We start from the raw sequence: 26,296 nt of genomic DNA, 5'->3' as shown, positions 1-26,296 counted from the left end.
TGATATGTTTGGCTGAAACGCTAAAATTTTACTTTTTGGCCGCCCGGGCGTGCAGAAATTCATCGAGAATGACGCAGGCCGCACCGATGGTTATGAAACTGTCAGCCAGATTGAACACGGCAAACGACCATGTCTGCGTGTGAAACAGGATATAGTCGATGACGTGGCCGTAAAAAAAGCGGTCGAGAAGATTGCCAGCCGCACCGGCGATAATGAAGGCAAAGCCGAGATGGGCGAAGGTGCGGTCCGCCGCCGTCTTGCGCCACAGCCACAAAACGAAGACCACGATGACGAGACGCATGCTGACGATGAACCAGCCGTGCATGTCCTCCAGCATCGAAAAGGCGACACCGAGATTGTAGGTGCGGTAAAGCGCCAGAAACGGCGCCACCGGAACCATCTCCTGCAGCGGCAGATAGGCCTCAACCAGCTGCTTGACGATCTGATCCAGCACCAGTGCGGCAACGATCAGCGCAAAAGCCGGAGCGAATTTCGAGAACAATGCCGCTTTGGCCATTACGTCACCGGTGCGAGTTCGAGGAGATGTCGCCGTGCTTCAAACAGCATGACGGCCGTTGCGATGGCGAGATTGAGGCTGTCGGCGCGGCCCTGCTGGGGGATACGGGCCAGCTGGTCGGCCTTGCCGGCCAGTTCCGGCGGCAGGCCGGATTGTTCATTGCCCATCAGGATCACCACCGGTTTGCCGGCATAGTCGATCTTTCGATAATCCACGGAACCGGCAAGATGTGTGGCAACGACACTGACATGAGCCGATTTTTTCCAGGCGAGGAATTCCTCGACGGACGCGCGGGCGACGGGCGTGGCGAAGACCGAACCCATGGTGGCGCGCACCGTCTCCAGCGAAAATGGATCAGTGCAATCGCCGACCAGAATGACGCCCGAGGCGCCGGCCGCATCCGCCGTGCGGATGATGGTGCCGAGATTGCCGGGATCGCGCACCCGGTCGAGCGCGATATAGGTCTCGCCCTTTTCCGGGCGGATATCCTTCAGCGGCTTCCATTTCTGTTCGAAAATACCGACGACCATCTGTGGATTGTCGCGGCGGGTGATCGAGGCGATGACCTTTTCGCTGACTTCGAGCACCAGACCGCCCGATGCGACGGTCTTTACCGCCGCCTGCTCCACCAGCGGCTTGCCCTTGGCAGCCTTGGCGTAAACCAGCGTCTTGATCGTCCAGCCGAGTTCGAGCGCGTCGATGACCAGCTTCAAACCTTCAGCCATGAAGGTGCCGGTCTCTTCCCTGCCCTTTTTTTGGGTGAGCGCCTTGATATCCTTGATGATGGGATTGGCAAGGCTCGTCACTTCCTTGACCTGGCCAACCCGGCGCGTGGTGTTTTCGCGCATGTCCTTCGTCATTTCGGCTCCCAGCGGCTGAACAGCGATGTGGAAAGCACCCGGCCCGGCGTCTTGCCATCAAGCCCGGCCTCGCGGATGACCAGTTCGCCGGATGCGACGACACCGCCGGCGCCGCGCATGATTTCGCGCATCAGCTCATGCATCGAATAGAAGCTGGCCCGAATGGAATAGGCCGTCAGCACCAGACCAAGCGCCTTGGGCGACAGGATTTCCCGGCAGATATCCAGCATCAGCGGCAGGTGGTCGAACAATTGCCAGACTTCACCATGGGTGCCGCGACCGAATTTCGGCGGATCGGTGAGGATGATGTCATAGCTGTTGCCGCGGCGTTCTTCGCGCTGGATGAACTTCATGGCGTCTTCGCAGATCCAGCGGATCGGCGCCTGTTCCAGCCCGGCGAGCGCCTGATTTTCCTTGGCCCAACCAATCGCCTTCTTGGAAGCATCGACATGGGTCACTTCAGCACCGGCCGCCGCAGCGACCAGCGAGGCGACACCGGTGTAACCGAACAGGTTGAGCACTTTCAGCGGCCGGTCGGCCGTCTCGACGGCATGTTTCAGCCATTCCCAATGCACGATCTGTTCCGGAAAGACCCCGACATGCCGAAACGCCGTGAAGCGTCCAAGAAAATCAACACCCAGCAGGGACAATGGCCAGGTTTCGCCCAGCGCCGCCTTTGGAAAGCGCCAGCGGCCCATACCGTCTTCATCCGTATCGCCGGTAAAGATGGCATCGGCATTCTGCCACACGCGGTCGGGAACGGAAGGCTGCCAGAGAGCCTGCGCCTCCGGACGGACGATACGGTAATCGCCATATTGTTCGAGCTTCAGGCCGTTGCCGCTGTCGATGAGGTGAAAATCACCCGCGCCACTCGATTCCAGAATGACGGGAACCTGTTCTGCGGGCAATTCTCCGGTGCGCTGTTTGAGGGGACGCGGAGGCACCTGCTCAAGGGCGGGCGCTGCGGTAACCTTTTCCTTCGGCGTGGCTTTCGGCACGCTACGCACCGCATCGGGCTCGCGCTTTTTCGGCGCGGCATCCGCACGGCGTGCCGGCTTTGCGGCATGAACCTGTTTTTTTTCGCTCCCGGCGCGCGCGCGATTGCCCGGCCGGCTGTCTTTTTTCTTCAATGGAATCTTTCCGCTTCTGCCCGCGTGTTATTGCGCAGCAAATAGCATTACACGCGGCACTCGCCTAGAGCCGGAACAAATGTCGGCGCCATCACTTTGCCGGGAGCTGTCCCGCATGCGGCGGCTGTCCGGTGGCGGCGGCTTTCTGGCGGTTCGCTTCCTCGTGCCAGCGGACGGCCTCTTTCGCTTCGATACGGGCGCGTTTGCGATGTTTGCCCTGGGCGAACCAGGTGGCCGCCGACCCCAGCAGAACACCAGAAATGACCGCCAGAAACAGGAAGACGAAAAATGGCGCGGTGAAGGACAGCACGCCATCCTCCGGTCGGAAGGGATTGAGCGCCAGCGTCACGGACTGACGGTTGGCCACGCACAGGATGACGAGGATGATCGCCAGCGGAAGCAGGATGATGAGGTTGATGATTTTTTTCGACATCCGACAATACTCCATCGCTGCGGGTGTTCCGCCGGCTCCTTTTCAGTCCGCCAGGCGTCAGAACGATCAATCGTCCTCTTCGTCGCCCATACCCGGGTTCAGGCGCTCACGCAGTTCCTTACCCGTCTTGAAGAAGGGCACCCATTTTTCCTCGACGAAAACCGATTCACCCGTGCGAGGGTTCCGGCCCGAGCGGGACGGACGGTTCTTCACCGAAAATGCGCCGAAACCGCGAAGCTCGACACGATTTCCCGCCGCCAGGGCATCGGTGATTTCATCCAGCACCGCATTGACGATGTTTTCCACATCGCGGTGATAAAGGTGCGGGTTACGCGCAGCAACGATCTGCACCAGTTCAGACTTGATCACGGTTGCCCCCTGAAAGAATTGGATTTTTAACGCGGCTCAACCTGCCAAACGGAAACAAGACCGTCAAGAAACAACTTGTCCGCACCGAGCTGGCTGGGCCCCGCAAAGGGTATTAAATCGTCATATCCCAGAAACTTCGCTATTTGCGCAACACTGAAAAGCGCAAAAGGCGAACGGGACGACGGCGCGCGCCATTCGACGATTGGCAAATCCTTCGGCACAGCGCGGGTTTCTAAATAGCTGCGAATTTCCTTTTCGCCGCCCAGCGTATCGACCAGCCTGTTGGCGAGCGCCTGGCGACCGGTGAAGATCGAGCCATCCGCCAGTTTCAGCACATCCTCACGCGGCAATTTGCGGCGATCGGCGACCAGATCGACGAACCAGCCATAGCTGTCCATCACCATGGCGCGGATCATCGTCTTGGCCTCTTCGGGCGCCTCATGGAAGGGCGAAGGCTCCGCCTTCATCGGCGAGGACTTGATTTCCTGCAGCGAGACGCCGAGCTTGTCCATCAGCTGGCCGATCTGGGGATATTGGAAGATCACACCGATCGAGCCGGTGATCGAGGTTTCCCCGGCGATGATGACATCGCCGGCGGAGGCGATCATATAGCCGGCGGAAGCCGCCAGCGTGCGGACATCGGAAACGACCGGCTTCTTTTCGGCGACGCCGCGAATGGCCTTGAAGATGCGCTCGCCGCCATAGGTGGTGCCGCCGGGCGAGGAAATCGACACGATCAGCCCTTTGACATTGTCGCTCTTGGCGATCTTGTCGAGCCGCTCCAGAAGTTCGGTATTGTCCTGGATGAGGCCGGAGACCTCGACGCGGGCAATATGGGGCTTCTCACTCTTCTGCGGCTCTTCCCAAAAAAACCGGTAAAGACCGAAGGCGCCGGCAACGAGCAGGAGAACGGCGGCAATCCGCCAGAAAGTCAGCTTGCGGCGCAACCGCCTGCGATCCGCTATCGCCATATTATCCATCGAAAACCTCTGTCATCCGCCTTTGCGCTTCAGGCCATATGGTTCTTCTAGCGCGACGCCGCAAGGAAACAATAAGGAAACCAGAATTACGATAAAATTCGCATTTCCCTTGCACCTTTCCAGACAAAAACCATATTGGCAGGACAAAGCACTCATGCCAAAGACATTTAGATAGAGACACAAGCTTCGATTGTGCGCCAGAATGGCGCCCGAGAAGCATTCCGGACCCACTCTTATGCTCGAAAGACTCCGCGAACCCGCGCCAGCATTTTCGCTGCCCAATGACCAGAACGGCGCCTATGACAACGCGCTGAGGCATTCCGCGCGCGTGAAACGGCTGAAAATCATCCTGCCGCTCGGCGCGGCGATCATTTCGCTCGCCTTCATTGCCGTTTCGGTCATCCGGACCTGGGCACCCGAGGAGGTCTCGCTTGAAAGCGCGAGAATAGAGGACGGCAAGATCGTGATGGAAAAACCTGCCGTTGCCGGCCGCAACGAGAAGGGGATCGATTATTCCATGAACGCCGACCGTGCGTTGCAGGACATCGCCAACCCCAACCTCATGACGCTTGAGAAGGTTCTGGCGGCAGTACCGGTAAACGACAGCGTCGCGCAGGTCATCGCCAAGGAAGGTATCTTCGACCGGGCCACCAACAAGCTGAAGATGACCGCCCCTTTTGACATCAATCTCAGCAATGGCATACAAGCGAAGTTCCAGTCTGCGGATGTCGATCTGAAGGCCGGAAAAATGAGCAGCCAGGAGCCGGTTTCGATCAAAACAAACGACGGCTCGATTGTTGCGCAATCGATTGACATCGCCGATAATGGCAAGACTATTACATTTTCGGGGCAGGTACGGGCACGTATCGCTGCATCCAATATCAAGAATGAAGGCAAGTGAGAGCCCGGTCCAGATGATGCAAATTTCCCGTCCCGTTTCCCTCGGCAGAACCGCTGGCCTCGCAGCCGCAGGTCTTGTTTTTTCGTGTCTTGCAACCGTGGCTGTGGCACAGAACACGACCAGCAACATGCAGGGCGTCAAGCTCTCCGGCGACCAGCCGATCGCGATCGAAAGCGATCAGCTCGAGATTCGCGATCAGGAGCGCAAGGCCTATTTCACCGGAAATGTTAAGGTTGTGCAGGGCACGACCACGCTTCAGGCCGGCAAGATGACGGTAAATTACAAGGGCGAAGGCTCTTCGCTGACCAGCGGCGACGCCAATATCGAAAAAATCTTCGTCGACAACAATGTCTACCTGACCTCCGAAACGCAGAAGGCCACGGCCGACCACGGCGAATTCGACATGGCGGCGCAGACATTCATCCTGACCGGCAAACAGGTCGTGCTGTCTGAAGGCACGAACGTCTTTACCGGCTGCAAGCTCACCGTTCTGATGAATACGGGGCAGGCAAAGCTTGAAAGCTGCGGCGGCCCCGTCCGGATCATGCTCGATCCGAAGTCCCAGAAAAAACAGTAGTCTTTCCTCGTGAAGATACCTTCGATCTCAAAAATATTCGGCGGCGGGCGCAGCCGATCCGCGGGCGCGGCCTCACCGGTCGACAAGACCCCCTATCAGGGCACGTTGATCGCGCATGGTCTGACGAAGACCTATAATACGCGACGTGTCGTCAACGGCGTTTCGCTGGTCGTGCGCCGTGGCGAGGCCGTCGGGCTGCTCGGCCCGAACGGCGCCGGTAAAACCACCTGTTTTTATATGATCACGGGCCTGGTGCCCGTCGATACCGGCAAGATCGCCATCAACGGCAATGATGTCACCACCATGCCGATGTACAGGCGCGCCCGTCTCGGCGTCGGTTACCTGCCGCAGGAAGCCTCGATTTTCCGCGGTCTGACGGTCGAGGAAAACATCCGCGCCGTGTTGGAAGTGCATGAGCCCGATGCGGCCAAGCGCAACCGCAAGCTCGACGAGCTGCTGGAAGAGTTCCACATTGCGCAATTGCGCAAATCGCCCGCCGTGGCGCTTTCGGGCGGTGAGCGGCGGCGTCTGGAAATCGCGCGCGCACTCGCGACCGATCCGACCTTCATGCTGCTGGACGAGCCATTCGCCGGCGTCGACCCGATTTCGGTCAGCGACATCCAGAATCTGGTGCGGCACCTGACAGCGCGCGGCATCGGCGTTCTCGTGACGGACCATAATGTCCGTGAAACGCTCGGCCTCATCGACCGCGCCTATATCATCCATGCCGGCGAAGTGCTGACCCATGGACGTCCGGACGACATCGTCAACAATCCGGATGTACGCCGCCTCTATCTCGGCAATAATTTCAGCCTTTAAACTATAGGGCGCGAAAGATTCTTCATCGCGCCCCACCCTGACGCTTGACCAAACAAGATAAAAAAGCAATTTTTGGGCCAAGTTCCATCGCCTCCGCAAAATTTATGAAAACTGTGGCAATGGAGAAGCTGTAAGGGGAGTTTCGCGTCCGCCATGGCATTGTCTGCCAGCCTTTTGCTGCGTCAAAACCAGTCTCTTGTGATGACACCGCAACTGATGCAGTCCATCCAGCTGCTTCAGATGACGCATTTTGAGCTGACGCAGTTCATCGCGCAGGAGGTGGAGCGCAATCCGCTGCTGGAAATTGCGGCAAACGATGGCGATTTGGGCGGCGAGACTTCAGCGGAGGCGGAAACTTTCAGCGACGGCGAAGCTTCGGACGCGGCCGCCAGGGTGACGCCGGACAGCGACGACTGGTATGGGGACCGCGCCGCCAATCTTGGCGAGCAGCTCGACACCAGCTTCGAAAACGTCTTTCCCGATGATGGCGAACCGAGAAAGGCCGATGCGCCCGAACTGGCGAGCCAATGGAAATCCATGCCCGGCCAAGAGTCGGGAGAAAGCTACGACCTGGACGACTTCGTCGCGGCCCGACAGAGCCTTGGCGACCATCTCAATCAGCAACTGCCGCTCGCCATCTCCGCCGCCGAGGACCGGATGATTGCCGACGCGCTGATCGGCCAGCTCGACGAGACCGGCTATATCGCGGCGGATGCCGTCGATGACGTCGCCGAACGGCTGGGGGCCGCCCCATCGGCGGTGGCGCAGGTTTTGAAGACGCTTCAGGGTTTTGACCCCCCCGGCATATTTGCGCGCTCGCTGAGCGAATGTCTGGCGATCCAGCTCGCCCAGAAGGACCGGCTCGACCCGGCCATGCGGGCTTTTGTGGACAATCTCGAGCTTCTGGCGAAACGTGATTTCGCCGCCCTGAAAAAACTCTGCGGCGTCGATGAGGAAGACCTTCTCGACATGCTGGCGGAAATCCGCACGCTCAATCCCCGTCCCGGCGCAGGTTACGATTCGATGGTTTCGGAGACCATCGTTCCCGACATCATCGTTCGCGCCTCCTCCACCGGCGGCTGGCTGGTGGAGATCAATCCCGATACCCTGCCGCGCGTGCTCATCAACCAGAGCTACTTCGCGGAGGTTTCAAAACATAAGGCCCGTGCCGGAGAGGACCAGGATTTCCTGGCCGAATGCATGCAGACGGCCCATTGGCTGACCCGCAGCCTCGACCAGCGCGCCCGGACGATCATGAAGGTGGCAACCGAAATCGTGCGGCAGCAGGATGCCTTCCTCGTCAACGGCGTCGACCATCTGCGCCCGCTGAACCTCAAGACGGTGGCCGACGCCATCAAGATGCATGAATCCACCGTCAGCCGGGTGACGTCGAAGAAATACATGCTGACACCGCGCGGATTGTTCGAGCTGAAATATTTCTTCAGCGTTTCGATCAGCGCCGTGGAAGGCGGCGACAGCCATTCGGCGGAAGCGGTGCGTCACCGCATCAAGGCCATGATCGCGCAGGAGGCCGCCGAGGCAGTCCTTTCCGACGATGATATTGTCGACAATCTGAAAAAGAGCGGCATCGATATCGCCCGCCGCACCGTCGCCAAATATCGCGAGGCGATGAACATCCCCTCCTCCGTGCAGAGGCGCCGGGAAAAGAAGGCGCAAGCCAAGCTCTCCGCCTTCTGAGCAATGAACCTGATCACGTTTATGGCGGTTTTTTGCCGCACCATTGACTCTTGCCACGGCAAGGGCTAGAAGCCCGCCGCACACGTAAGCAAGGTCATTTGTAACGGAATAATCTCCACCGTCCATGGGCGTAAAATTCGAATGGGGACTTTTTAAGGTCTTCGAAACGCTTGGATGCGCGCGCGGCTTGACGTAAGCTGGTACTCGCAAATCACTACAAAAAGGAAAATTTCCATGAGTGTGCGTGTATCTGGTAAACATATGGAGATCGGTGAATCTTTCCGCCAGCGGATCGAGGACAATATAGGTCTGGCGGTTACCAAATACTTCGATGGGGGGTATTCAGGCCAGGTGACCGTGGAGAAGTCCGGATCGCGTTTTGCCGCCGATTGCAAGCTGCATCTCGATACCGGCGTTGTGTTGCATGCGGCGGGTCAGGCAAATGATCCGCAAGCCAGCTTCGATGCCGCTGCAGAGCGGATTGAAAAGCGCCTGCGTCGCTACAAGCGCAAGCTGAAGGACCACCACAGTGGTTTGAACGGCGCGCTGTCGGAAATCGCCTATACGGTGATGGATGCTGTTCCCGATGAGGACCACGAGGTTCCCGAAGATTATGCACCCACCATCGTGGCGGAGAGTTCGAAACAGATTAAGACCATGTCCGTCGCCAGTGCCGTCATGGCGCTCGACATGACCGATGAGCCGGTTCTGCTGTTCCGCAGCCCCGGCAAGGAATATCTCAACATCGTTTACCGGCGTCACGACGGCAATATTGGCTGGATCGACGCGGAAACGATCAAGAGCTGAACAGTCTGACAAGACATGGGAGGCAGAGCGCAACGCGTGTCTGCCTCCTGCATCGTCTCGATGGCATGAAGGAAAAAGAGAATGGCGTTGGCAGATTTGCTGCAACAAGATGCGATTATTCCCGCCCTCAAGGTGAATTCCAAAAAGCAATTGCTTCAGGAGCTGGCTGCAAAGGCAGCCAGAATTACCGGAGTCTCGGAACGGGAAGTTTTCGACGTCATCCTCCAGCGTGAGAAACTTGGCTCCACCGGTGTGGGCCACGGCATTGCCATTCCGCATGGCAAGCTCAACAGCATTCATCAGATCACTGGCGTTTTTGCGCGCCTTGAAACGCCGGTCGATTTCGAAGCGCTGGACGACCAGCCGGTCGACCTGGTTTTCCTGCTGCTCGCGCCCGAGGGCGCCGGCGCGGATCACCTGAAGGCGCTGTCGCGCATTGCGCGCGCATTGCGTGACCCCGAACTGGTGGCCAAGCTGCGTGCCACCGATTCCGATACGGCAATCTACGCCTTCCTCAATCAGGAACAGGCGACCGCGGCTTGATCGCAGGCCGATCCCCTCAGGTAATGGCAATAAAAAACGCGCCCTTAAGGCGCGTTTTTTTGTGACGCAAGGACAAATGCCTCATGCATCCTTTTCATTGAGAGAGGACGTGCCCGGCTCGGCCGATGCGGCGGTCTCCACCTTCGGGCCGCCCTTGGCGACACCCACCATGGCGGGACGCAGCACGCGGTCACCAATGGTGAAGCCGGCCTGAACCACCTGCAGCACGGTATTGTTCGGAACCGCCGTGTTCGGAATTTCGAACATGGCCTGATGGAAATTCGGGTCGAACTTCTGGCCTTCGGCATCGATCTTCTTCACGCCATGGCGTTCCAGCGTCGACAGCATCGAGCGCTCGGTCATTTCGACGCCTTCGATCAGGCCGTTAAGACCGGCTTCGCCATTGGTCTTGAGTTCGTCCGGAATGGCTTCCAGCGCACGGCGAAGATTGTCGGAAACAGCGAGCATGTCGCGCGCAAAACCAGCCAGCGAATAGGCCTTTGCATCCTTGACATCGCGTTCCGTGCGGCGGCGAAGATTGTCCATTTCGGCCGCAAGGCGCAGGAATTTGTCGCGCAGATCGGCATTTTCCGCCTTGAGCAGCTCGGCCGGATCGGGCTCGGCAGCATCAGCGGGCTCTTCCCCGGCAAATGCGGGTTCAATAAGCTCTTCGGCGACGTCCGCGTCAGGTCCGGGCTTTTTTGTATCGTCGGTCATGACGTTCTCCAGATTTGAATGTTGTCGGTTGCGCCCGATATCGAGCTTTGACGGGCAAAAATCAAGGCTTGCGGCGAAAAGCTTGCCGCATTCTCCGACCTTGCGGGTCTGTCCTATCTCTGCTTGCGGGAAAGGCGCGCCATGATCTGCGCCGTGTAATCCACCATGGGCACGATGCGGGCATAGTTCAGCCTGGTGGGACCGATGACGCCAACCGCACCCACGACGCGGTTTTCCTCGTCGCGATAGGGCGCGACGATCAGCGACGAACCGGAAAGCGAAAAGAGCTTGTTTTCCGAGCCGATGAAAATCCTCACCCCCGAACCGCTTTCGGCAAGATTGAGTATCTCGATCAGATTTTCCTTGCGCTCCAGATCGTCGAACAGCAGGCGCACCCGATCGATGTCTTCCTCACCGGCCAGCCCTTCGAGCAGGTTGGAGCGGCCGCGAACGATGAGCCGCCCGAGCTTGCCTTCCTCATTATCACCCGCCCAGACCGCAAGACCACGCTCCACGAGATCCTGCGCCAATATGCCGAGTTCCGATTGCAGCTCCGCCCGCTGTGTCTGGAACTGGCCACGCAGTTCCTGCAACGTCTGGCCGGACAGATGGGCATTGATGAAATTCGCCGCCTCGGTCAATTGCGAGGAGGAAATGCCGGCCGGCAGTTCGATGATGCGGTTTTCGACCTGATTGTGGTCGCCCACCAGCACGGCGAGCGCCTTGGTGGGCTCCAGCCTGATGAATTCCACATGTTTGAGGATGACGTCGTTCTTCGCTGTCAATACAAGGCCCGCGCCTCGCGACATGCCTGAGAGCATGCGGCTCGCTTCCGTCAACAAGCCTTCCAGCGATTGTTCGTGGCCGGCGACCGGCCCGATCTGACGGTCGATATTTGCCCTTTCCTCGGCCGGCAGATCACCCACCTGCATGAAGGCATCAACGAAGAAGCGCAGTCCCGTCTGTGTGGGCAAGCGCCCGGCGCTGATATGCGGCGAATAGATGAGGCCAAGCTCCTCCAGGTCGCTCATGACGTTGCGGACGGAGGCCGGAGACAGCGACATCGGCAAAAGCCGCGACAGGCTGCGTGATCCGAGCGGCTCACCCGTATCGAGATAGCCTTCGACGATGCGCCGGAAAATTTCCCGAGACCGTTCATCCAGCAGTGATGCCTGATCTTTTGATAGCGGTGCGGAAAAACCCATTTCGTCCGTTCTTTGTCGTTCAAACCAGCTTGCACCAATATAATGCGTTGCAACGCCGCGGCAAAATGGAAATTGGCTTTGCAAAAGCCCGGAGCGCACCTTAGAAGGCAGGAACCAACATGGAGAGTGGATCATATGCGGCCTTCAGGCAGAAAAACCGACCAGATGCGCAAGGTTTCCTTCGAGCGCAATTTCTCGAAACATGCCGAAGGCTCCTGTCTCGTGAAATTTGGCGACACGCATGTGCTCGTCACCGCAAGCCTTGAAGAAAAGACGCCGCCATGGCTTCGCAACAGTGGCAAGGGCTGGGTCACCGCCGAATACGGCATGCTGCCGCGCTCCACCCATGAACGCATGAAGCGCGAAGCCGCATCCGGCAAGCAGGGCGGCCGCACGCAGGAAATCCAGCGCCTCATCGGCCGCTCGCTGCGCGCCGTTGTTGACCTGCAGGCACTTGGCGAGCGCCAGATCAGCATCGACTGCGACGTCATCCAGGCCGATGGCGGCACCCGCACCGCCTCCATCACCGGCGCATGGATTGCCCTGCATGACTGCCTGAAATGGATGGAAACCCGCAACATGATCAAGGTCGAGAAGGTTCTGAAGGACCACATCGCCGCGATCTCCTGCGGCATCTTCGCCAACCAGCCGGTGATCGATCTCGACTATCTCGAGGATTCCTCCGCCGAAACCGATGCGAATTTCGTCATCACCGGCTCCGGCGGCATCGTCGAGGTTCAGGGAACGGCAGAAGGCGCCCCCTTCTCCGAGGAAGAATTCCTGACGCTGCTCGGTCTTGCCAAGGCCGGATGCAGCGAGCTGGTCTCCCTTCAGAAACAGGCCATCGCCTGAGCCGACAGGAAAACGCCATGCGCAAGCTCGATACCAGAACGATCGTCGTCGCCAGCCACAACAAGGGCAAGATTGCCGAAATCGCCGATCTGATCGGACCTTTTGGCTTTTCCGCCAAATCGGCGGCGGAGCTGAATTTTGTAGAGCCGGACGAAACGGGCACGACCTTCGAGGAAAATGCCGCCATCAAGGCGCTTGCCTCCGCGAAGGCATCTGGCCTGCCGGCTTTGTCCGACGATTCCGGTCTGGTGATCGATGCACTTGACGGTGCTCCCGGCGTATATACCGCCAATTGGGCGGAGACGGCCGACGGTACGCGTGATTTCGCCATGGCGATGCAGAAGGTCGAGAATGCGCTTGCCGAGCGTGGCGCATCCAAACCGGAAGATCGCACCGGCCGCTTCGTCAGCGTGCTGTGCCTGGCCTGGCCGGATGGGCATGTCGAATATTTCCGTGGCGAGGTGGAGGGCACCGTGGTGTGGCCGCCGCGCGGAACGAGCGGTTTCGGTTATGATCCCGTCTTTAAACCCGAGGGATACGACACCACATTCGGCGAAATGAGCGCGGATGAAAAACACGGCTGGAAACATGGCGATGCTTTCGCACTTTCTCACCGCGCCCGCGCGTTTAAAAAATTCGTAGAAACCTGCCTGGAGGCATGAACCCGATGGTCGGGGAGCACCAACTTTCTGCCCCCGGCGCATCGCTTCTGCCGGATACGGGCGATCCCGGTTTCGGGATCTATCTGCATTGGCCCTTCTGCGCGGCCAAATGCCCCTATTGCGATTTCAACAGCCATGTCCGCCACCGGCCGGTGGATCAGGAACGGTTTACTGCGGCCTTTCTCCGTGAAATGGAGCACATGCGGACGCTGAGCGGCCCGCGTGTCGTGACCAGCATCTTCATGGGCGGCGGTACACCATCGCTGATGGACCCGCAGACGGTCGGCGCCCTGCTGGACGGCATCTCGCGCTTCTGGCATGTGCCTGACGGTATCGAAATCACCATGGAAGCCAACCCTTCCAGCGTCGAGGCGGAACGGTTTCGCGGTTATCGGGCGGCAGGCGTCAATCGTGTCTCGCTCGGCGTGCAGGCGCTGAATGACCGGGACCTGAAATTCCTCGGCCGCCTGCATGATGTTGCCGACGCCTTGAAAGCCATCCGCCTGGCACGGGAAATCTTTCCGCGCATGTCCTTCGATCTCATCTATGCGCGCCCGAACCAGACGGTCGCCGAATGGGACGCCGAGTTGAAGGAGGCTGTCTCCTATGCCGTCGACCATCTGTCGCTCTACCAGCTGACGATCGAGGAAGGCACGCCCTTTTATGGCCTGCACAAGGCCGGCAAACTCATCGTGCCGGATGGCGAACATTCGGCCGTGCTTTATGAGGCTACGCAGGAAATCACCGAGCGTTACGGCATGCCGGCCTATGAGGTTTCCAACCACGCCCGGCCCGGCGCCGAAAGCCGCCATAACCTCACCTACTGGCGTTACGGTGATTATGCCGGCATCGGCCCCGGTGCGCATGGACGCCTGACACGAGGCGCTTCCAAGCTCGCCACCGCCACCGAGCGGCACCCCGAGACCTGGCTCGAAACCGTCGAGCGGGAAGGCCATGGCATGGTCGATCAGGAATTGCTCGGTGTCGATGAACAGGCTGATGAATTGCTGCTGATGGGCCTTCGCCTGCGTGAAGGCATCGATCTCGCCCGCTGGAGCGATCTTTCCGGCCGCGACCTCGATCCGGAGAAGGAGGAATTCCTTCTGCAACACGGTTTCGTGGAAAGGCTCGGCAATTCCCGGCTGCGCTGCACCCCATCGGGCATGCTCATTCTGGACGCGGTCGTCGCCGATCTCGCCTGCTGAACCCAGCGCCACCCTGCTTACACCCAATAAACAATAAAAAAGCGGCCCGAAGGCCGCTTTTTTCATGCGTTGTTTTCGTTGATCAGGCGTTTCAGCAGCTCAACCTCGTGGCCGAGCTTGGTGTCGCCGGAAATCAGTTCCTCGATCTTGCGCACCGCATGCAGAACCGTGGTGTGGTCGCGACCGCCGAAACGGCGACCGATTTCGGGGAAGGAACGCGGTGTCAGCATCTTGGCGAGATACATGGCGATCTGGCGTGGCTTGACGATGACGCGGGTGCGGCGGTTGGATACCAGCTCCTGCCGCGACACATTATAGTGCTTGGCAACAATGCGCTGGATATCCTCGATGCGCACACGCTTGGCCTCACCGGTTCCGACGAGGTGCGACAGCAGCTCATCGACACGATCAACCGAGAGGTTCGGCTCGAAAGAACGCCGGAACATCAGCTGGTTAAAGGCGCCTTCAAGCTCGCGACCGCTTGCCGTCACGCTCTTGGCCACATGGGTCAGAATTTCGTCGGAAATCTCGAAGGACGGATCATCCTGACGCGCCGAGCCGAGGCGACGGTTGAGCATTTCATAACGCATGTCGTAATCGGGACCTTCGATCTCGATCGCCATGCCGCCCTGCAGACGGGACCGTACGCGCGGATCGAGCGATTCCAGCTCCCAGGGCGCACGATCAGCCGCAACCACGACCTGCTTGGCGCTGTCGAGCAGCATGTTCAGCAGGTGGCAGAATTCGTGCTGGATCATCTTGCCCTGCAGGAACTGCATGTCGTCGATGACGAGCAGGTCGATATTGCGCAGCGTGTCCTTCAGCGTCAGCGCGTCATTGTCGCGGATCGCAGTCGCAAAACGCCACATGAAATATTCAGCCGTCAGATAGACCACGCGCGGATTGCGCGGGCTGTCGATCGCCGCATTGGCAATGGCCTGCAGAAGATGTGTCTTGCCAAGGCCGACACCCGCATGAATGAACAGCGGATTAAAGCGCACGGCACCGGCACCGGCTTCGGCGATCGTCTTCGCCGCCGCAAGCGCAACGCGGTTGGACGAGCCTTCGACAAAGGTGTCGAAGGTGAAACGTGTGTCGAGCGGCGAGCCGAACAACGGCCCGGAACCACCCTGACGCAGGGTCGCCTGCGCTGCTGCAGGCTGTGCTGCGGGCGCCGCCGCCGGCTGCGACGGAATGAAGGACTTGTTACGCGGTGCCGCGCCAATTTCCGGAACCGGATGTGCCCGCTCTTCGGCCTGCGCCGGACGGACCGGGCGGCTCGCCGAACGGACGAGAATCTCCACCTTCAGCACGTCCGGGTCTTCGCTCTGGACGAGGTTGGTGATCAGATCCATGTAACGGTTGTTGATCCAGGACTTCAGAAAAGTCGTCGGAACGGTAAAGCGGACGACGCTTTTCGAAACGGTATGGAGTTTGAGCCGTGCGAACCAGCTTGCATAGACCTCCGGACCAACCTGTGCCTTGAGCCGCGCGCTAAAACGTTCAAACAGCGCATCGTGCTTCATTGCCAATTTGTCCCCTGCCGCATCTGAGCAAGCTGCATCACATGCCTTTGGTGCGCGGTCCCCATCAGCCACCGCACCCATCGCCAAATTCAATTGCATATTGCCGCCTTTCAAATTGCCAATCATAGCCTGACGACCAAAGATCGATCGCCAGGGATCCCCCTCGTTTATTTCTGCCCCCAGCGTTCCCCTCGAAAGAACGTCAAAGGCGACTACCCGTTTGCGAGTCGGTTATCCCATTTCCCTCCCCCTCATGGAGAGGCCTGCGACACGCTAAAAACGCTCCTTTCGTCACAACCTTAAGGCGCATTCTTGAGGACAAAAAACCCCTGCCCGTTCCGAGACCGAAACGGCACAAAAAGCTCCATGACCTGAAAAAACGGACCCCGAAAGACCCGTCAGCAAGAGATCAATATCGTCGATACGATCATCGAGATAATCTGTGGACTGAGATCCGCACCCCTTGTTGGAATGCATTTAGGCAGGATCGTGGGGAGAGATCAATGGCGTTTTTTCTGCAAAAACTCAGATCGGCCATTGACTCGCAAAGGCCGTTTTGCATCACCGACGAGGTGCGAAGCAGAATCGCTTATGAATCAATGAGATTCAATTTTGGCAATTTTTGAGAGCTGTTTTTACCGAAAAAATAAAAATCTGCTTGACTCAAAACTAGCCGCGACTTCCGTAGAGAAAGCTTCCCATTTTCCGGGAGACCTCCAGCAAGTACTTGTTTTTATTTCAGTTTTTCTGTCGTCCATCTGACACGCATTTGTCACGTTACGGCAGCAATGGTTAACGGGCGGTTAGAATCACAAAAAGCCCGGTCAAAAGACCAGGCTTTTAGAATAATTATTTGTGATTAGCCGGATTAGGCGGAAAGAGCCTTCACGCGCTGTGCGAGACGCGACACCTTGCGAGATGCGGTGTTGCCGTGCAGGACGCCCCTGGTCGCGGCGCGCTGGATCTCAGGCTGAGCTGCCTTCAGAGCTTCGGTGGCGATTGCGAGATCACCGGTAGCGATTGCTTCCTCGACCTTGCGGATGAAGCCGCGAACGCGCGAACGGCGAGCCTTGTTGACTGCGGTACGGCGAGCGATCTTGCGGGTCGCCTTTTTCGCCGAAGTTGTATTGGCCATGTATGCCTCTCTTCGAATTCAAACCAAATTCCGCAACCAGAGGATCGGGTCGTTCGACGACCTCACGTAACCCAAGAATGCGGGAGTAATTTCGGACAAGCCGGATGGCTTTCCTTAACCGTGGGCGGGCATATACCGCTAAAGCGCCCCCCCGTCAACGCGCAAAACGCTTAAAAGCGCCGATATTCCGAATCCTTAGCGATTCCGGAAAGCGGGTTTACGCTTTTCAACGAAGGCAGCCATGCCCTCCTTCTGGTCCGCCGTGGCAAAGAGCGACTGGAAGGCGCGTCTTTCATATCTCAGCCCCTCGGCAAGCGGGACTTCGAAGGAGCGGTTGACGCTTTCCTTGGCCATCAGAACGGAAGCACGCGACAGGGAAGCGATGCGGGTCGCGGCCTCCACCGCCTCGTCCATGAGGTCTGCAGCCGGCACGACACGCGACACGAGGCCGGCGCGCTCGGCTTCCGCCGCATCCATCATCCGGCCGGTCAGAACCAGGTCCATGGCCTTTGCCTTGCCCACCGCCCGCGTCAGCCGCTGGGAACCGCCCATGCCGGGAATGACGCCAAGGGTGATTTCCGGTTGGCCGAACTTCGCCGTATCCGAAGCGATGATAAAATCGCACATCATCGCCAGCTCGCAGCCGCCGCCGAGCGCAAAGCCGGAAACAGCGGCGATAACGGGTTTGCGGGTCGCCGCAACATCGTCCCAGCCGCCGAGAAAATCGCCGACATAGGCATCGACAAAATCCAGCCCCTGCATTTCCTTGATGTCGGCCCCTGCGGCAAATGCCTTTTCCGAGCCGGTGATGATGATGGCGCCGATGGAGTCATCGGCGGAAAACGAAGACAGAATGTGCCGCAGCTCTTTCAGAAGCACCGAATTGAGGGCGTTGAGCGCCTTGGGGCGGTTGAGCGTGATGACGCCCACCTCATCGCGTTTCTCGACCAGTATCATTTCATAGTCCACGGCAATCTCCCCTTCTCCGTAACTTGCAGCACTGTCACTTCTGGCAGGCGGCACAATAGAATGTCGAACGACCGGCCTGTACCACCCTTTCAACCGTACCCCCGCAGCCGGGTGTCCGGCAAGGCTGGCCTTCCTGATCGTAGACCGAAAAGGAATGCTGGAAATAACCAAGCGTCCCATCCGTCTGTATATGGTCACGCAGGGAGGAACCGCCGGCAGCAATGGCATCGGCGATCACGTCGCGGATTTTGTCCGTCAGATCGGTGAGCTGCGCTTTCGGCTTGCCACCCTTCGTCACCAGCGTTCCCGCCGCCCGCAAGGGAGAAAGATGGGCGCGCCACAGCGCCTCGCAGACATAGATATTGCCCAACCCGGCAATGACCTTCTGATCCAGCAGCGTACTTTTGAGCGGCTGGCTTTTGCCCTCAAACCGGCTCGCCAGATAATCGGCGCTCAGCGCATTGCCCGTCGGCTCGGGGCCAAGCTCGGCGAAGGCGGGATAGAGGTCAAGCTTGTTGCGCTCCACCAGATGCATGAAGCCGAAGCGGCGCGGATCATTATAGATGACGCAGACACGCTCCTCTCCTTTATCCAGATGAAAGACGACATGGTCATGCTTGCCATCTTTCGAGCGGGCATGATGAAACGCGCCGGGCGCTTCAGCCCCCTCACCCTTTTCCGCCTCGATGCGGAACGAGCCCGACATGCCAAGATGGGACACGATTATCAGCCCGTCCTCCAGCTCGATGAGAAGATATTTCGCCCTGCGTCCGAGCGAGATGATCGTCTTGCCCTCAATGAGCCCCGCGAAATCCGCTGGAAACGGAAAACGCAGATCGGGGCGGCCGAGATGGAGCTTGCGGACCCTTGCACCTTCCATGGCGGGTGCGAGGCCGCGTCTGACGGTTTCGACTTCTGGCAATTCTGGCATCTGGCTTATCCGGCAGTTTATCGTTAGGACCATGTGGTCTATACAGGGCACGCGAAATGTCGCGCCAAGGCGATGCGGCAACAGATAGCGTTGCCATGGCGTTTCCGCTATGGTCCGCCACGCAATAAATATGGAGACAGACGATGACCGACGCCCGTACGACCGCAGAAGGCGGCATGGAAACGTCCTATGGCTTTCACAAGGTCGATGAAGGCAAGAAGCAGGGGCTGGTCAACGAAGTCTTCCACAAGGTGGCCAAGCGCTACGACATCATGAATGACGTGATGTCGGCCGGCCTGCACCGGCTGTGGAAGGACGCCATGGTCTCCTCGCTTTCGCCGCGCAAGGATCCTTCCTACAGGATTCTGGACGTGGCAGGCGGCACCGGCGATATTGCCTTCCGCATCATCGAAGCCTCCAACCGTCTGGCCCATGCCACGGTTCTCGATATCAACGGCTCGATGCTGGCCGTCGGCGAGGAGCGCGCGGCGAAAAAGAAGCTTTCCGACAATCTGACCTTCGTCGAGGCCAATGCCGAGGAACTGCCCTTCGAGGCAAACAGCTTCGACGCCTATACGATCGCATTTGGCATCCGCAACGTGCCGCGCATCGATGTCGCGCTGAAGGAGGCCCATCGTGTGCTGAAACGCGGCGGACGTTTGTTGGTGCTGGAATTTTCCGAAGTCGACATGCCGCTGCTCGACCGCGTTTATGACGCCTGGTCGTTCAACGCCATTCCGCAATTCGGCAAGATGATCACCGGTGATGCCGAGCCCTATCAATATCTGATCGAATCGATCCGCAAATTCCCCAATCAGGAGGATTTTGCGTCGATGATCCGCACCGCCGGCTTCTCCCGCGTCACCTATACCAACTACACCGGCGGCATCGCCGCCCTGCATTCCGGCTGGAAACTTTGAGACCCATGGCCGGCAGACGCAGGAGACAAGCATAAGCATGAGCACTTTGGGCGCATATTTCCGCCTCGCAAGAGTTGGCTGGGTTCTCGTGCGCGAAGGCGTCGTGCTGGCCCTGCCGTCCGATGACCTGCCTGCCCCGGCGCAATTGTTGAAGGCCCTGCTGAAGCCCTTCGCCCGCAGCAAGGCGAAACGGGCGCAGCGCAGCGACCGGCTGGCCGTGGCCGTCGAGCGGCTTGGCCCGTCCTATGTGAAAATGGGCCAGTTCCTCGCCACCCGGCCGGATGTGGTGGGCGCCGATTTCGCCGATGATCTCGCAAGCCTTCAGGACCGCATGGCCTTCTTCCCGGCCGCCGCGGCGAAGGCCAATATCGAAGGCTCGCTCGGACGCTCGGTGTCCGATCTCTACAGGGAATTTGGCGATCCGATTGCCGCCGCTTCCATCGCCCAGGTGCATCCGGCAATGGTGGATACGCCGAAGGGGCCGCGCAAGGTGGCGGTCAAAGTCATCCGCCCCGGTGTGCGCCAGCGTTTCCAGAACGATCTCGAGGCGATGTATCTGATCGCGGATTTGCAGCAGCGTTTCGTCCGCTCTGCGCGCCGCCTGCGCCCGGTCGAGGTGACCCGCACGCTGGAGCAGACGACCAAGATCGAGATGGATCTGCGGCTCGAGGCCGCCGCACTTTCCGAACTTGCGGAAAATACCAAGGATGATCCCGGATTCCGTGTTCCGGAGGTGGATTGGGAACGCACCGGCCGCGATGTCGTCACCATGGAATGGATCGACGGCGTCAAAATGTCGGATATAGAGGGGCTGAAGGCGGCCGGCCACGACCTGAACAAGCTGGCCGATACGCTGATCCAGTCCTTCCTGCGGCACACGCTGCGTGACGGTTTTTTCCATGCCGACATGCATCCCGGCAATCTCTTCGTTGATGCCGAGGGCGAGATCGTCGCCGTGGATATGGGCATTGCCGGACGCCTCGGCAAAAAGGAACGCCGCTTCCTTGCCGAAATCCTCTATGGCTTCATTACGCGTGACTACATGCGGGTGGCGGAAGTGCATTTCGAGGCCGGTTATGTGCCGGGCCATCACGATAAAGCCAGCTTTGCTCAGGCGATCCGCGCCATTGGCGAGCCGATCCACGGCCAACCGGCCGAGACGATCTCCATGGGCAAGCTTCTGACGCTGCTCTTCGAAGTGACCGAGCTTTTCGACATGGAAACGCGGCCGGAACTCGTCATGCTGCAAAAGACCATGGTGGTGGTGGAAGGCGTGTCACGCATGCTCAACCCCCGCTTCAACATGTGGAAGGCGGCCGATCCGGTCGTCGGCGGCTGGATCAGGGACAATCTCGGGCCGAAGCGCATCGTCACCGATCTGAAGGACGGCGTAAAGGCCGCTCTCAAGCTCGCCGAAGCGGCACCCGAGATCGCCGCCAAGACGGAAAAACTGCATTCCGAACTGATGTATATGAGCGAAAACGGCCTGCGTTTCGACGCGCAGACGGCGGAAGCCATCGGCAAGGCGGAAGCGCGCCACACCAAATGGGGGCGCATCGCGCTCTGGGTGATAGCACTGACGCTTGTCTACATTGCGATCAGGGTGAGCTGACGGGCGGCTAGTGCCATGTTTGTGTAACGTATTGGAGCGATAAGAGCCTGATCTTCAAGCGAGACAGGTAATCGATGCGGGTAAGGGCTGCTTTGATGCCTGCGCGGAATTGCGCCGGCACTTGAGAGCCGAATGATGCCGGACGGGATTTGAGTTTCATGGCAAAAACGCAGGTAATAAAACAGGCCCTTTCCTATTCTTCGTGGCCGCTCGTCTTCGTCGGCGGCCTCGTGGGGTCCTATTTCGCTTTCACGGGCAGCCATCCCATCGCGGCCTTTCTGGCCGTTTATGCGGGCGCGGTTCTGAGCCTGTTTCTTCTCGAGCGCTACATTCCCTATGAAGTCGAATGGCTTGAGGGCGACGGCGAGACCATGACCAGCATCGGCCACACGCTTTTGACCAAGGGGCTCGTGCAACTTGCCGCCGCCGCAGCGGCAATCTTCCCGATGCTGGCCGCCAATGTGCTGCAGCCGCTGGCGGCGATGCGCTTCGACATGTGGCCGTCTTATCTGCCGATGATCGTTCAGGTCGCGCTGGCGGTAACGATTGCCGAGTTCGGTCTCTACTGGGCCCACCGCATCGCGCATGAAACCGTTTTCTTCTGGCGCTTCCACGCGCTGCATCATAGTGTCGTGCGGCTCTGGGTCGTCAATACCGGCCGGTTCCATGTGGCCGATTCCCTGTTCAAGATCGCGCTCAGCCAGATTCCGCTCTATTTCATGGGTGCGCCGCTTCAGGTCTTCTGGTGGCTGGGTGCCGTGACCGCATTCATCGGTATCCTGACCCATTGCAACGTCGATATGAAAACGGGGCTGCTCGATTATGTCTTCAGCACCCCGCGCCTGCATCGCTGGCACCATTCGAAACAGCTTCCGGAAGGCAATACCAATTACGGCGAGAACCTCGTCATCTTCGATATAATCTTCGGGTCCTACCATAATCCCGACCGGCCCTCTTCCACCGATATCGGCATCAAGGGTGAGATAGCAAAAGGGTTTGTGCCGCAGCTCCTGCAGCCCTTCACCAAGGAAGGCGTCCGCCAGATCATCGGCAAGGACAAGAACGTCAATTGACGCAAGTTACCGGCTGAGCGCGGTGTCGATCACGATGCCGAGCTCGCCCCGCAGCTTTTTTGTCAGGCCGGCTGCGACAAGCTCATAGGAACGGCGCACATAATGCTCCAGTTCCTCCTGCTCGAGCGGCGAATGATCACCAATCGACACCCATTTGCGTTTGGCGAAATAAGGCGCCTGAGCGATGCCTTCAAGCGAGGTGAGGATTTCAAAACTCTCTTCCGAGCATTTCACCACCAGCCGCCAGTCCTCCCGCTCGCCCAGCACCGCAAAGACCTTGTCGCCCACCTTGGCGACATGCGAATCCCATTGATCGACGAACCTCACGCCCGGCCATTCGCCAAGCACCCTGTCGAATGTCTTGCGATCGAAGAAGGTCATGCGAGTTTCTCCGCGATAAGGCTGGCCAGACGCCTTGCGACGTCCGCCTTGTCGAGATCCGGCCAGGCCTCGACACCATCAGCCGAAATGATCTTCACGCTGTTGCGGTCTCCGCCCATGATGCCGGTCTCGGCCGAGACATCGTTGGCGACGATATAGTCCGCACCCTTGCGTTCCAGCTTGGCGCGGCCGTTTTTCTCGACATCCTGCGTTTCGGCGGCGAAACCCACCACAAGCCTGGGACGCTTTTCATGGTGGCCGACGGTCTTGAGAATATCCGGATTCTCCGTCAGCTGCAGCGCCGGTGGCGCATCGCCCGGCTGCTTCTTGATCTTCTGTTCCGATGAGCCCATCACCCGCCAGTCGGCGACTGCAGCGACCATGACGGCGATATCCGCCGGGAGCCGCGAAATCACCGCATCGCGCATTTCTTCGGCGCGCTCGACATGGATCGTCGTGACCCCGGCCGGATCGGCGATGGTGACGGGGCCGGAAACCAGCGTGACCTTTGCGCCCAATTCCGCCAGAGCCGCCGCAATGGCATGGCCCTGCTTGCCGGAAGAGCGGTTGGCGATATAGCGCACCGGATCGATCGGCTCATGCGTCGGGCCGGAGGTGACGATCGCCGTTTTGCCTTCGAGCGGCTTCGGACCACCATCCAGCAATGACTCAACGGCTTCGACGATCTGCAAAGGCTCCGCCATGCGGCCAAGGCCCGCCTCGCCCTTCTCCGCCATCTCGCCGGCCATGGGCCCGATGAAAAACACGCCATCCTTCTTCAGGGTTTCGGCATTGCGCGCCGTCGGCTTCGCCGTCCACATTTTCGGGTTCATGGCGGGTGCGACCAGCACCTTGCGGTCGGTCGCCAGAAGCACCGTGGAAGCGAGATCGTCGGCCAGGCCATGCGCCATCTTCGCCATCAGATCGGCGGTGGCGGGTGCTACCAGCACAAGGTCACAATCGCGCGCCAGCCGGATATGGCCGACATCCTGTTCATCCTGCCTGGAAAAAAGCTCGGTAAAGACATGGGTGGCGGAAAGCGCGCCGACGGCAAGCGGCGTGACGAATTCCTGCGCGCCCTTGGTCATGACCGGCGTCACCTTCGCGCCGCGCTCTTTCAGGCGGCGGATAAGATCGAGGCTCTTATAGGCCGCGATGCCGCCGGAGATAATGAGGAGAATATGTTTGCCTGAAAGCGCCATGATGCCGGACCAGTTTCCCGTTTCTGGGGAAACTAAGCCCTTGGCATTCAAAGTGCAATCCGGCTGATATCACGCCGCCTTGGCGACGTGATATTCCTTGATCGCGACCATCTTGATCGCCGGAAAACGCTCGGATTCGTAACGCAGCGAGAAGGCATCCTGCGCCAGAAACACCGGATCGCCATCGAGATCGCGGGCGATATCGCCACGCTTGACGTTGAGGAATTTGTCCATTTCCGCCGGCTGATCGGAAGAAATCCAGCGGCAGACCGAAAAGCGCGACATTTCGAAGGAGACCGGCAGGCCATATTCGCCCATCAGACGTTCCTTCAACACGTCGAGCTGCAGCGCGCCGACGACACCGACAATGGCCGGCGAGCCATCTTCCGGCGAGAAAAGCTGCACGACGCCTTCTTCCGCCATCTGCTGCAGGGCTTCCTTCAGCTTCTTCGCCTTCATGGCATCTTCCAGACGCACGCGGCGCAGGATTTCCGGCGAGAAGTTCGGAACGCCCTGGAAGACGAGATTTTCACCCTCGGTCAGCGTATCACCGATGCGCAGCGTGCCATGGTTCGGGATGCCCACCACGTCACCCGCAAAGGCGGTATCGGCCAGCTGACGCTGCGAGGCGAAGAAGAACTGCGGCGCAGTGAGGCCCATCTGCTTGCCGGTGCGAGCAAGCCGCGCCTTCATGCCGCGCTCCAGCTTCCCGGAGCAGATGCGGGCGAAAGCGATACGGTCACGATGGTTCGGGTCCATATTGGCCTGAATCTTGAAGACGAAGGCCGTCATTTTCTCTTCAGCCGCATGTACGGTGCGGGTATCCGCCACCTGATCGCGCGGCGGCGGCGCGAAATCGCCGAGCGCATTGATGAGGTCACGCACACCGAAATTGCGCAAGGCCGAACCGAAGAACACCGGCGTCATATGGCCTTCAAGAAAAGCCTGGCGGTCAAAGGGACGGCAGGCTTCCAGCGCAAGCTCCGTTTCTTCGACAAAAAGCTGACGTTCATTTTCCGGCAGACGATCGGCAACCGCCTGCGGACCGTTGACGGCCATGGCCTCCACCTGCGTATCGACGCCTCGGAACGTATTGTCGGCAAGATTATAGGCGCCACAGAAGGTTTTAGCGCGACCGACCGGCCAGGTGATGGGCGCGGTGTCGAGCGCGAGCTTCTCCTCGACCTCATCCAGAATCTCGAAGGGGTCGCGGCTTTCGCGGTCCATCTTGTTGATGAAGGTTATGATCGGGATATCGCGCATGCGGCAGACTTCGAAGAGCTTCAGCGTGCGCGGCTCGATACCCTTGGCGGCGTCGATGACCATGATCGCCGCGTCCACCGCCGTCAGCGTGCGGTAGGTATCATCGGCGAAGTCTTCGTGGCCGGGCGTATCGAGAATGTTGAAGACCCGGTCGTTATATTCGAAGGTCATGACCGAGGTGACGACCGAAATACCGCGCTCACGCTCGATCTTCATCCAGTCCGAACGGGTCTGGATACGGTCCTTCTTCGCCTTCACCTCACCGGCAAGCTGGATCGCTCCGCCGAACAGCAGCAGCTTTTCGGTAAGCGTGGTCTTACCCGCGTCCGGGTGCGCGATAATAGCAAAGGTGCGGCGGCGGGAGACCGCCTCGGCAAGTGTTTCGGCCATCTGACAAATCCTGTGGAATTGCGGGCTATCTAGCGTTTCAGGCCCGCATTTGCAATTGACCTTGCCGCGATCTCGGCAAACTAATGCCCCATGACCGTTCAAAACGACAATCGCCCCCCTCTCCGCCTCGTCCGCCTTGCCAATGGCGCAGGCCTCGATTTGCCCTCTTATGAAACCGGCGGCGCCGCCGGCATGGACCTGCGCGCGGCAGTGTCCACAGGTGAACCGCTGACCCTGAAGCCCGGTGAACGGGCGCTGGTGCCGACCGGTTTCATCTTCGAGGTTCCTCAAGGGTATGAGGCGCAGATCCGCCCCCGCTCCGGCCTCGCCATCAAGAACGGCATTACCTGCCTCAACTCCCCCGGCACGGTGGACAGCGATTATCGCGGCGAGGTGAAGGTCATTCTCGCCAATCTGGGGCAGGATGATTTCGTGATCGAACGCGGCATGCGCATCGCGCAGATGGTGATCGCGCCGGTGACGCAGGTGACCGTAAGCGAGGTGACGGAAACATCCGAGACGATGCGCGGTGCCGGCGGTTTCGGCTCCACCGGCGTTTAGCAACACCGCTTACCCGCCACGCGGCACTGCCCTGTTCCGCTTCAAGATGGGGCGCGCA

Annotated in this window: 28 protein-coding genes; 13 read left to right on the top strand and 15 right to left on the bottom strand. The window is 59.3% G+C overall.

Going from position 1 to position 26,296, the window contains the following annotated elements:
* Positions 1-28: 28 nt before the first annotated feature.
* The 6 genes from lspA to sppA form a co-directional block, all read right to left on the bottom strand.
* A complete protein-coding gene (lspA, locus tag O3S81_RS06535) occupies positions 29-517 on the bottom strand; it encodes a signal peptidase II (protein ID WP_269341691.1) in 489 nt (162 codons plus the stop codon).
* The gene (locus O3S81_RS06530) at positions 517-1,377 is read right to left on the bottom strand and encodes a TrmH family RNA methyltransferase (RefSeq protein WP_269341690.1); all 861 of its coding nucleotides are present in this window, start codon (positions 1,375-1,377) and stop codon (positions 517-519) included. The genes lspA and O3S81_RS06530 overlap by 1 nt, the downstream gene beginning before the upstream one ends.
* Positions 1,374-2,507, bottom strand: a complete 1,134-nt coding sequence (locus O3S81_RS06525) for a class I SAM-dependent methyltransferase (protein WP_269341689.1) — start codon at positions 2,505-2,507, stop codon at positions 1,374-1,376. The genes O3S81_RS06530 and O3S81_RS06525 overlap by 4 nt, the downstream gene beginning before the upstream one ends.
* Positions 2,508-2,598: 91 nt before the next feature.
* Complete coding sequence (locus O3S81_RS06520) at positions 2,599-2,940, bottom strand: LapA family protein (protein ID WP_269341688.1); 342 nt, start codon at positions 2,938-2,940, stop codon at positions 2,599-2,601.
* Between the two features lie 66 nt (positions 2,941-3,006).
* On the bottom strand, positions 3,007-3,333 hold the full coding sequence (locus O3S81_RS06515) for an integration host factor subunit beta (RefSeq protein ID WP_219256707.1): 327 nt from the start codon (positions 3,331-3,333) through the stop codon (positions 3,007-3,009).
* Between the two features lie 2 nt (positions 3,334-3,335).
* On the bottom strand, positions 3,336-4,289 hold the full coding sequence (gene sppA / locus O3S81_RS06510; RefSeq protein ID WP_269341686.1) for a signal peptide peptidase SppA: 954 nt from the start codon (positions 4,287-4,289) through the stop codon (positions 3,336-3,338).
* Between the two features lie 235 nt (positions 4,290-4,524).
* Between sppA and lptC the strand changes: the two genes are divergently transcribed.
* The 6 genes from lptC (at position 4,525) to ptsN (ending at position 9,634) form a co-directional block, all read left to right on the top strand.
* Positions 4,525-5,190 (top strand): LPS export ABC transporter periplasmic protein LptC, encoded by a 666-nt coding sequence (lptC, locus tag O3S81_RS06505; protein WP_269341684.1) that lies wholly within the window; start codon positions 4,525-4,527, stop codon positions 5,188-5,190.
* A 13-nt stretch (positions 5,191-5,203) separates the two neighbouring features.
* Positions 5,204-5,767 carry an LptA/OstA family protein gene (locus O3S81_RS06500; protein ID WP_442864879.1) on the top strand — a complete coding sequence of 188 codons (564 nt, stop codon included), beginning with the start codon at positions 5,204-5,206 and terminating at the stop codon, positions 5,765-5,767.
* 9 nt (positions 5,768-5,776) lie between these two features.
* Positions 5,777-6,586 carry an LPS export ABC transporter ATP-binding protein gene (gene lptB / locus O3S81_RS06495; protein WP_269341682.1) on the top strand — a complete coding sequence of 270 codons (810 nt, stop codon included), beginning with the start codon at positions 5,777-5,779 and terminating at the stop codon, positions 6,584-6,586.
* A 153-nt stretch (positions 6,587-6,739) separates the two neighbouring features.
* Positions 6,740-8,284, top strand: a complete 1,545-nt coding sequence (gene rpoN, locus O3S81_RS06490; protein ID WP_269341680.1) for an RNA polymerase factor sigma-54 — start codon at positions 6,740-6,742, stop codon at positions 8,282-8,284.
* Between the two features lie 234 nt (positions 8,285-8,518).
* Positions 8,519-9,091 carry a ribosome hibernation-promoting factor, HPF/YfiA family gene (gene hpf, locus O3S81_RS06485; RefSeq protein WP_269341679.1) on the top strand — a complete coding sequence of 191 codons (573 nt, stop codon included), beginning with the start codon at positions 8,519-8,521 and terminating at the stop codon, positions 9,089-9,091.
* An 81-nt stretch (positions 9,092-9,172) separates the two neighbouring features.
* Positions 9,173-9,634 carry a PTS IIA-like nitrogen regulatory protein PtsN gene (gene ptsN / locus O3S81_RS06480; RefSeq protein ID WP_003503792.1) on the top strand — a complete coding sequence of 154 codons (462 nt, stop codon included), beginning with the start codon at positions 9,173-9,175 and terminating at the stop codon, positions 9,632-9,634.
* Positions 9,635-9,715: 81 nt separating this feature from the next.
* Here ptsN and grpE read toward each other — a convergent pair whose 3' ends face one another.
* Together grpE and hrcA are read right to left on the bottom strand one after the other, a co-directional pair.
* Positions 9,716-10,351 (bottom strand): nucleotide exchange factor GrpE, encoded by a 636-nt coding sequence (gene grpE / locus O3S81_RS06475; protein WP_269341677.1) that lies wholly within the window; start codon positions 10,349-10,351, stop codon positions 9,716-9,718.
* A gap of 113 nt (positions 10,352-10,464) precedes the next feature.
* The gene (hrcA, locus tag O3S81_RS06470; protein ID WP_269341676.1) at positions 10,465-11,556 is read right to left on the bottom strand and encodes a heat-inducible transcriptional repressor HrcA; all 1,092 of its coding nucleotides are present in this window, start codon (positions 11,554-11,556) and stop codon (positions 10,465-10,467) included.
* A 135-nt stretch (positions 11,557-11,691) separates the two neighbouring features.
* On the opposite strand from hrcA, the gene rph reads away from it, so the two are divergent.
* From rph to hemW, 3 genes are read left to right on the top strand one after another with little or no spacing between them, the layout of a single operon-like run.
* Positions 11,692-12,408, top strand: a complete 717-nt coding sequence (rph, locus tag O3S81_RS06465; protein ID WP_269341674.1) for a ribonuclease PH — start codon at positions 11,692-11,694, stop codon at positions 12,406-12,408.
* A 17-nt stretch (positions 12,409-12,425) separates the two neighbouring features.
* Positions 12,426-13,070 (top strand): RdgB/HAM1 family non-canonical purine NTP pyrophosphatase, encoded by a 645-nt coding sequence (gene rdgB / locus O3S81_RS06460; protein ID WP_269341672.1) that lies wholly within the window; start codon positions 12,426-12,428, stop codon positions 13,068-13,070.
* A 5-nt stretch (positions 13,071-13,075) separates the two neighbouring features.
* Positions 13,076-14,275 carry a radical SAM family heme chaperone HemW gene (hemW, locus tag O3S81_RS06455; RefSeq protein ID WP_006310172.1) on the top strand — a complete coding sequence of 400 codons (1,200 nt, stop codon included), beginning with the start codon at positions 13,076-13,078 and terminating at the stop codon, positions 14,273-14,275.
* Between the two features lie 62 nt (positions 14,276-14,337).
* Here hemW and dnaA read toward each other — a convergent pair whose 3' ends face one another.
* From dnaA to mutM, 4 genes are all read right to left on the bottom strand, one after another.
* Entirely contained in the window at positions 14,338-15,801 is a 1,464-nt protein-coding gene (gene dnaA, locus O3S81_RS06450) for a chromosomal replication initiator protein DnaA (RefSeq protein ID WP_269342412.1), read from the bottom strand.
* Between the two features lie 868 nt (positions 15,802-16,669).
* A complete protein-coding gene (gene rpsT / locus O3S81_RS06445) occupies positions 16,670-16,936 on the bottom strand; it encodes a 30S ribosomal protein S20 (RefSeq protein ID WP_269341670.1) in 267 nt (88 codons plus the stop codon).
* A 195-nt stretch (positions 16,937-17,131) separates the two neighbouring features.
* A complete protein-coding gene (locus tag O3S81_RS06440) occupies positions 17,132-17,893 on the bottom strand; it encodes an enoyl-CoA hydratase (protein WP_442864892.1) in 762 nt (253 codons plus the stop codon).
* 46 nt (positions 17,894-17,939) lie between these two features.
* Entirely contained in the window at positions 17,940-18,836 is an 897-nt protein-coding gene (gene mutM, locus O3S81_RS06435) for a bifunctional DNA-formamidopyrimidine glycosylase/DNA-(apurinic or apyrimidinic site) lyase (RefSeq protein ID WP_269341668.1), read from the bottom strand.
* A gap of 143 nt (positions 18,837-18,979) precedes the next feature.
* Between mutM and ubiE the strand changes: the two genes are divergently transcribed.
* The 3 genes from ubiE (at position 18,980) to O3S81_RS06420 (ending at position 22,441) form a co-directional block, all read left to right on the top strand.
* Positions 18,980-19,756: a bifunctional demethylmenaquinone methyltransferase/2-methoxy-6-polyprenyl-1,4-benzoquinol methylase UbiE gene (ubiE, locus tag O3S81_RS06430; protein ID WP_269341667.1), complete on the top strand. Its 777-nt coding sequence runs from the start codon at positions 18,980-18,982 to the stop codon at positions 19,754-19,756.
* A gap of 37 nt (positions 19,757-19,793) precedes the next feature.
* Positions 19,794-21,368 (top strand): 2-polyprenylphenol 6-hydroxylase, encoded by a 1,575-nt coding sequence (gene ubiB / locus O3S81_RS06425; RefSeq protein ID WP_269341665.1) that lies wholly within the window; start codon positions 19,794-19,796, stop codon positions 21,366-21,368.
* Between the two features lie 158 nt (positions 21,369-21,526).
* A complete protein-coding gene (locus O3S81_RS06420; RefSeq protein WP_269341663.1) occupies positions 21,527-22,441 on the top strand; it encodes a sterol desaturase family protein in 915 nt (304 codons plus the stop codon).
* Positions 22,442-22,447: 6 nt separating this feature from the next.
* Here O3S81_RS06420 and O3S81_RS06415 read toward each other — a convergent pair whose 3' ends face one another.
* The 3 genes from O3S81_RS06415 to O3S81_RS06405 form a co-directional block, all read right to left on the bottom strand.
* Positions 22,448-22,822, bottom strand: coding sequence for an MmcQ/YjbR family DNA-binding protein (locus O3S81_RS06415; RefSeq protein WP_269341662.1), 375 nt, complete (start codon positions 22,820-22,822; stop codon positions 22,448-22,450).
* Positions 22,819-24,024 carry a bifunctional phosphopantothenoylcysteine decarboxylase/phosphopantothenate--cysteine ligase CoaBC gene (gene coaBC / locus O3S81_RS06410; RefSeq protein ID WP_269341660.1) on the bottom strand — a complete coding sequence of 402 codons (1,206 nt, stop codon included), beginning with the start codon at positions 24,022-24,024 and terminating at the stop codon, positions 22,819-22,821. The genes O3S81_RS06415 and coaBC overlap by 4 nt, the downstream gene beginning before the upstream one ends.
* Positions 24,025-24,093: 69 nt before the next feature.
* The gene (locus tag O3S81_RS06405) at positions 24,094-25,677 is read right to left on the bottom strand and encodes a peptide chain release factor 3 (RefSeq protein WP_269341658.1); all 1,584 of its coding nucleotides are present in this window, start codon (positions 25,675-25,677) and stop codon (positions 24,094-24,096) included.
* A gap of 90 nt (positions 25,678-25,767) precedes the next feature.
* Between O3S81_RS06405 and dut the strand changes: the two genes are divergently transcribed.
* Positions 25,768-26,238, top strand: a complete 471-nt coding sequence (dut, locus tag O3S81_RS06400; RefSeq protein ID WP_269341657.1) for a dUTP diphosphatase — start codon at positions 25,768-25,770, stop codon at positions 26,236-26,238.
* The last annotated feature ends 58 nt before the right edge of the window (positions 26,239-26,296 follow it).

The organism is Agrobacterium sp. SOY23 (genome assembly GCF_027212525.1).
GTDB classification, from domain to species: domain Bacteria; phylum Pseudomonadota; class Alphaproteobacteria; order Rhizobiales; family Rhizobiaceae; genus Agrobacterium; species Agrobacterium tumefaciens_I.
This window is presented reverse-complemented; position numbering and strand designations above follow the sequence as displayed.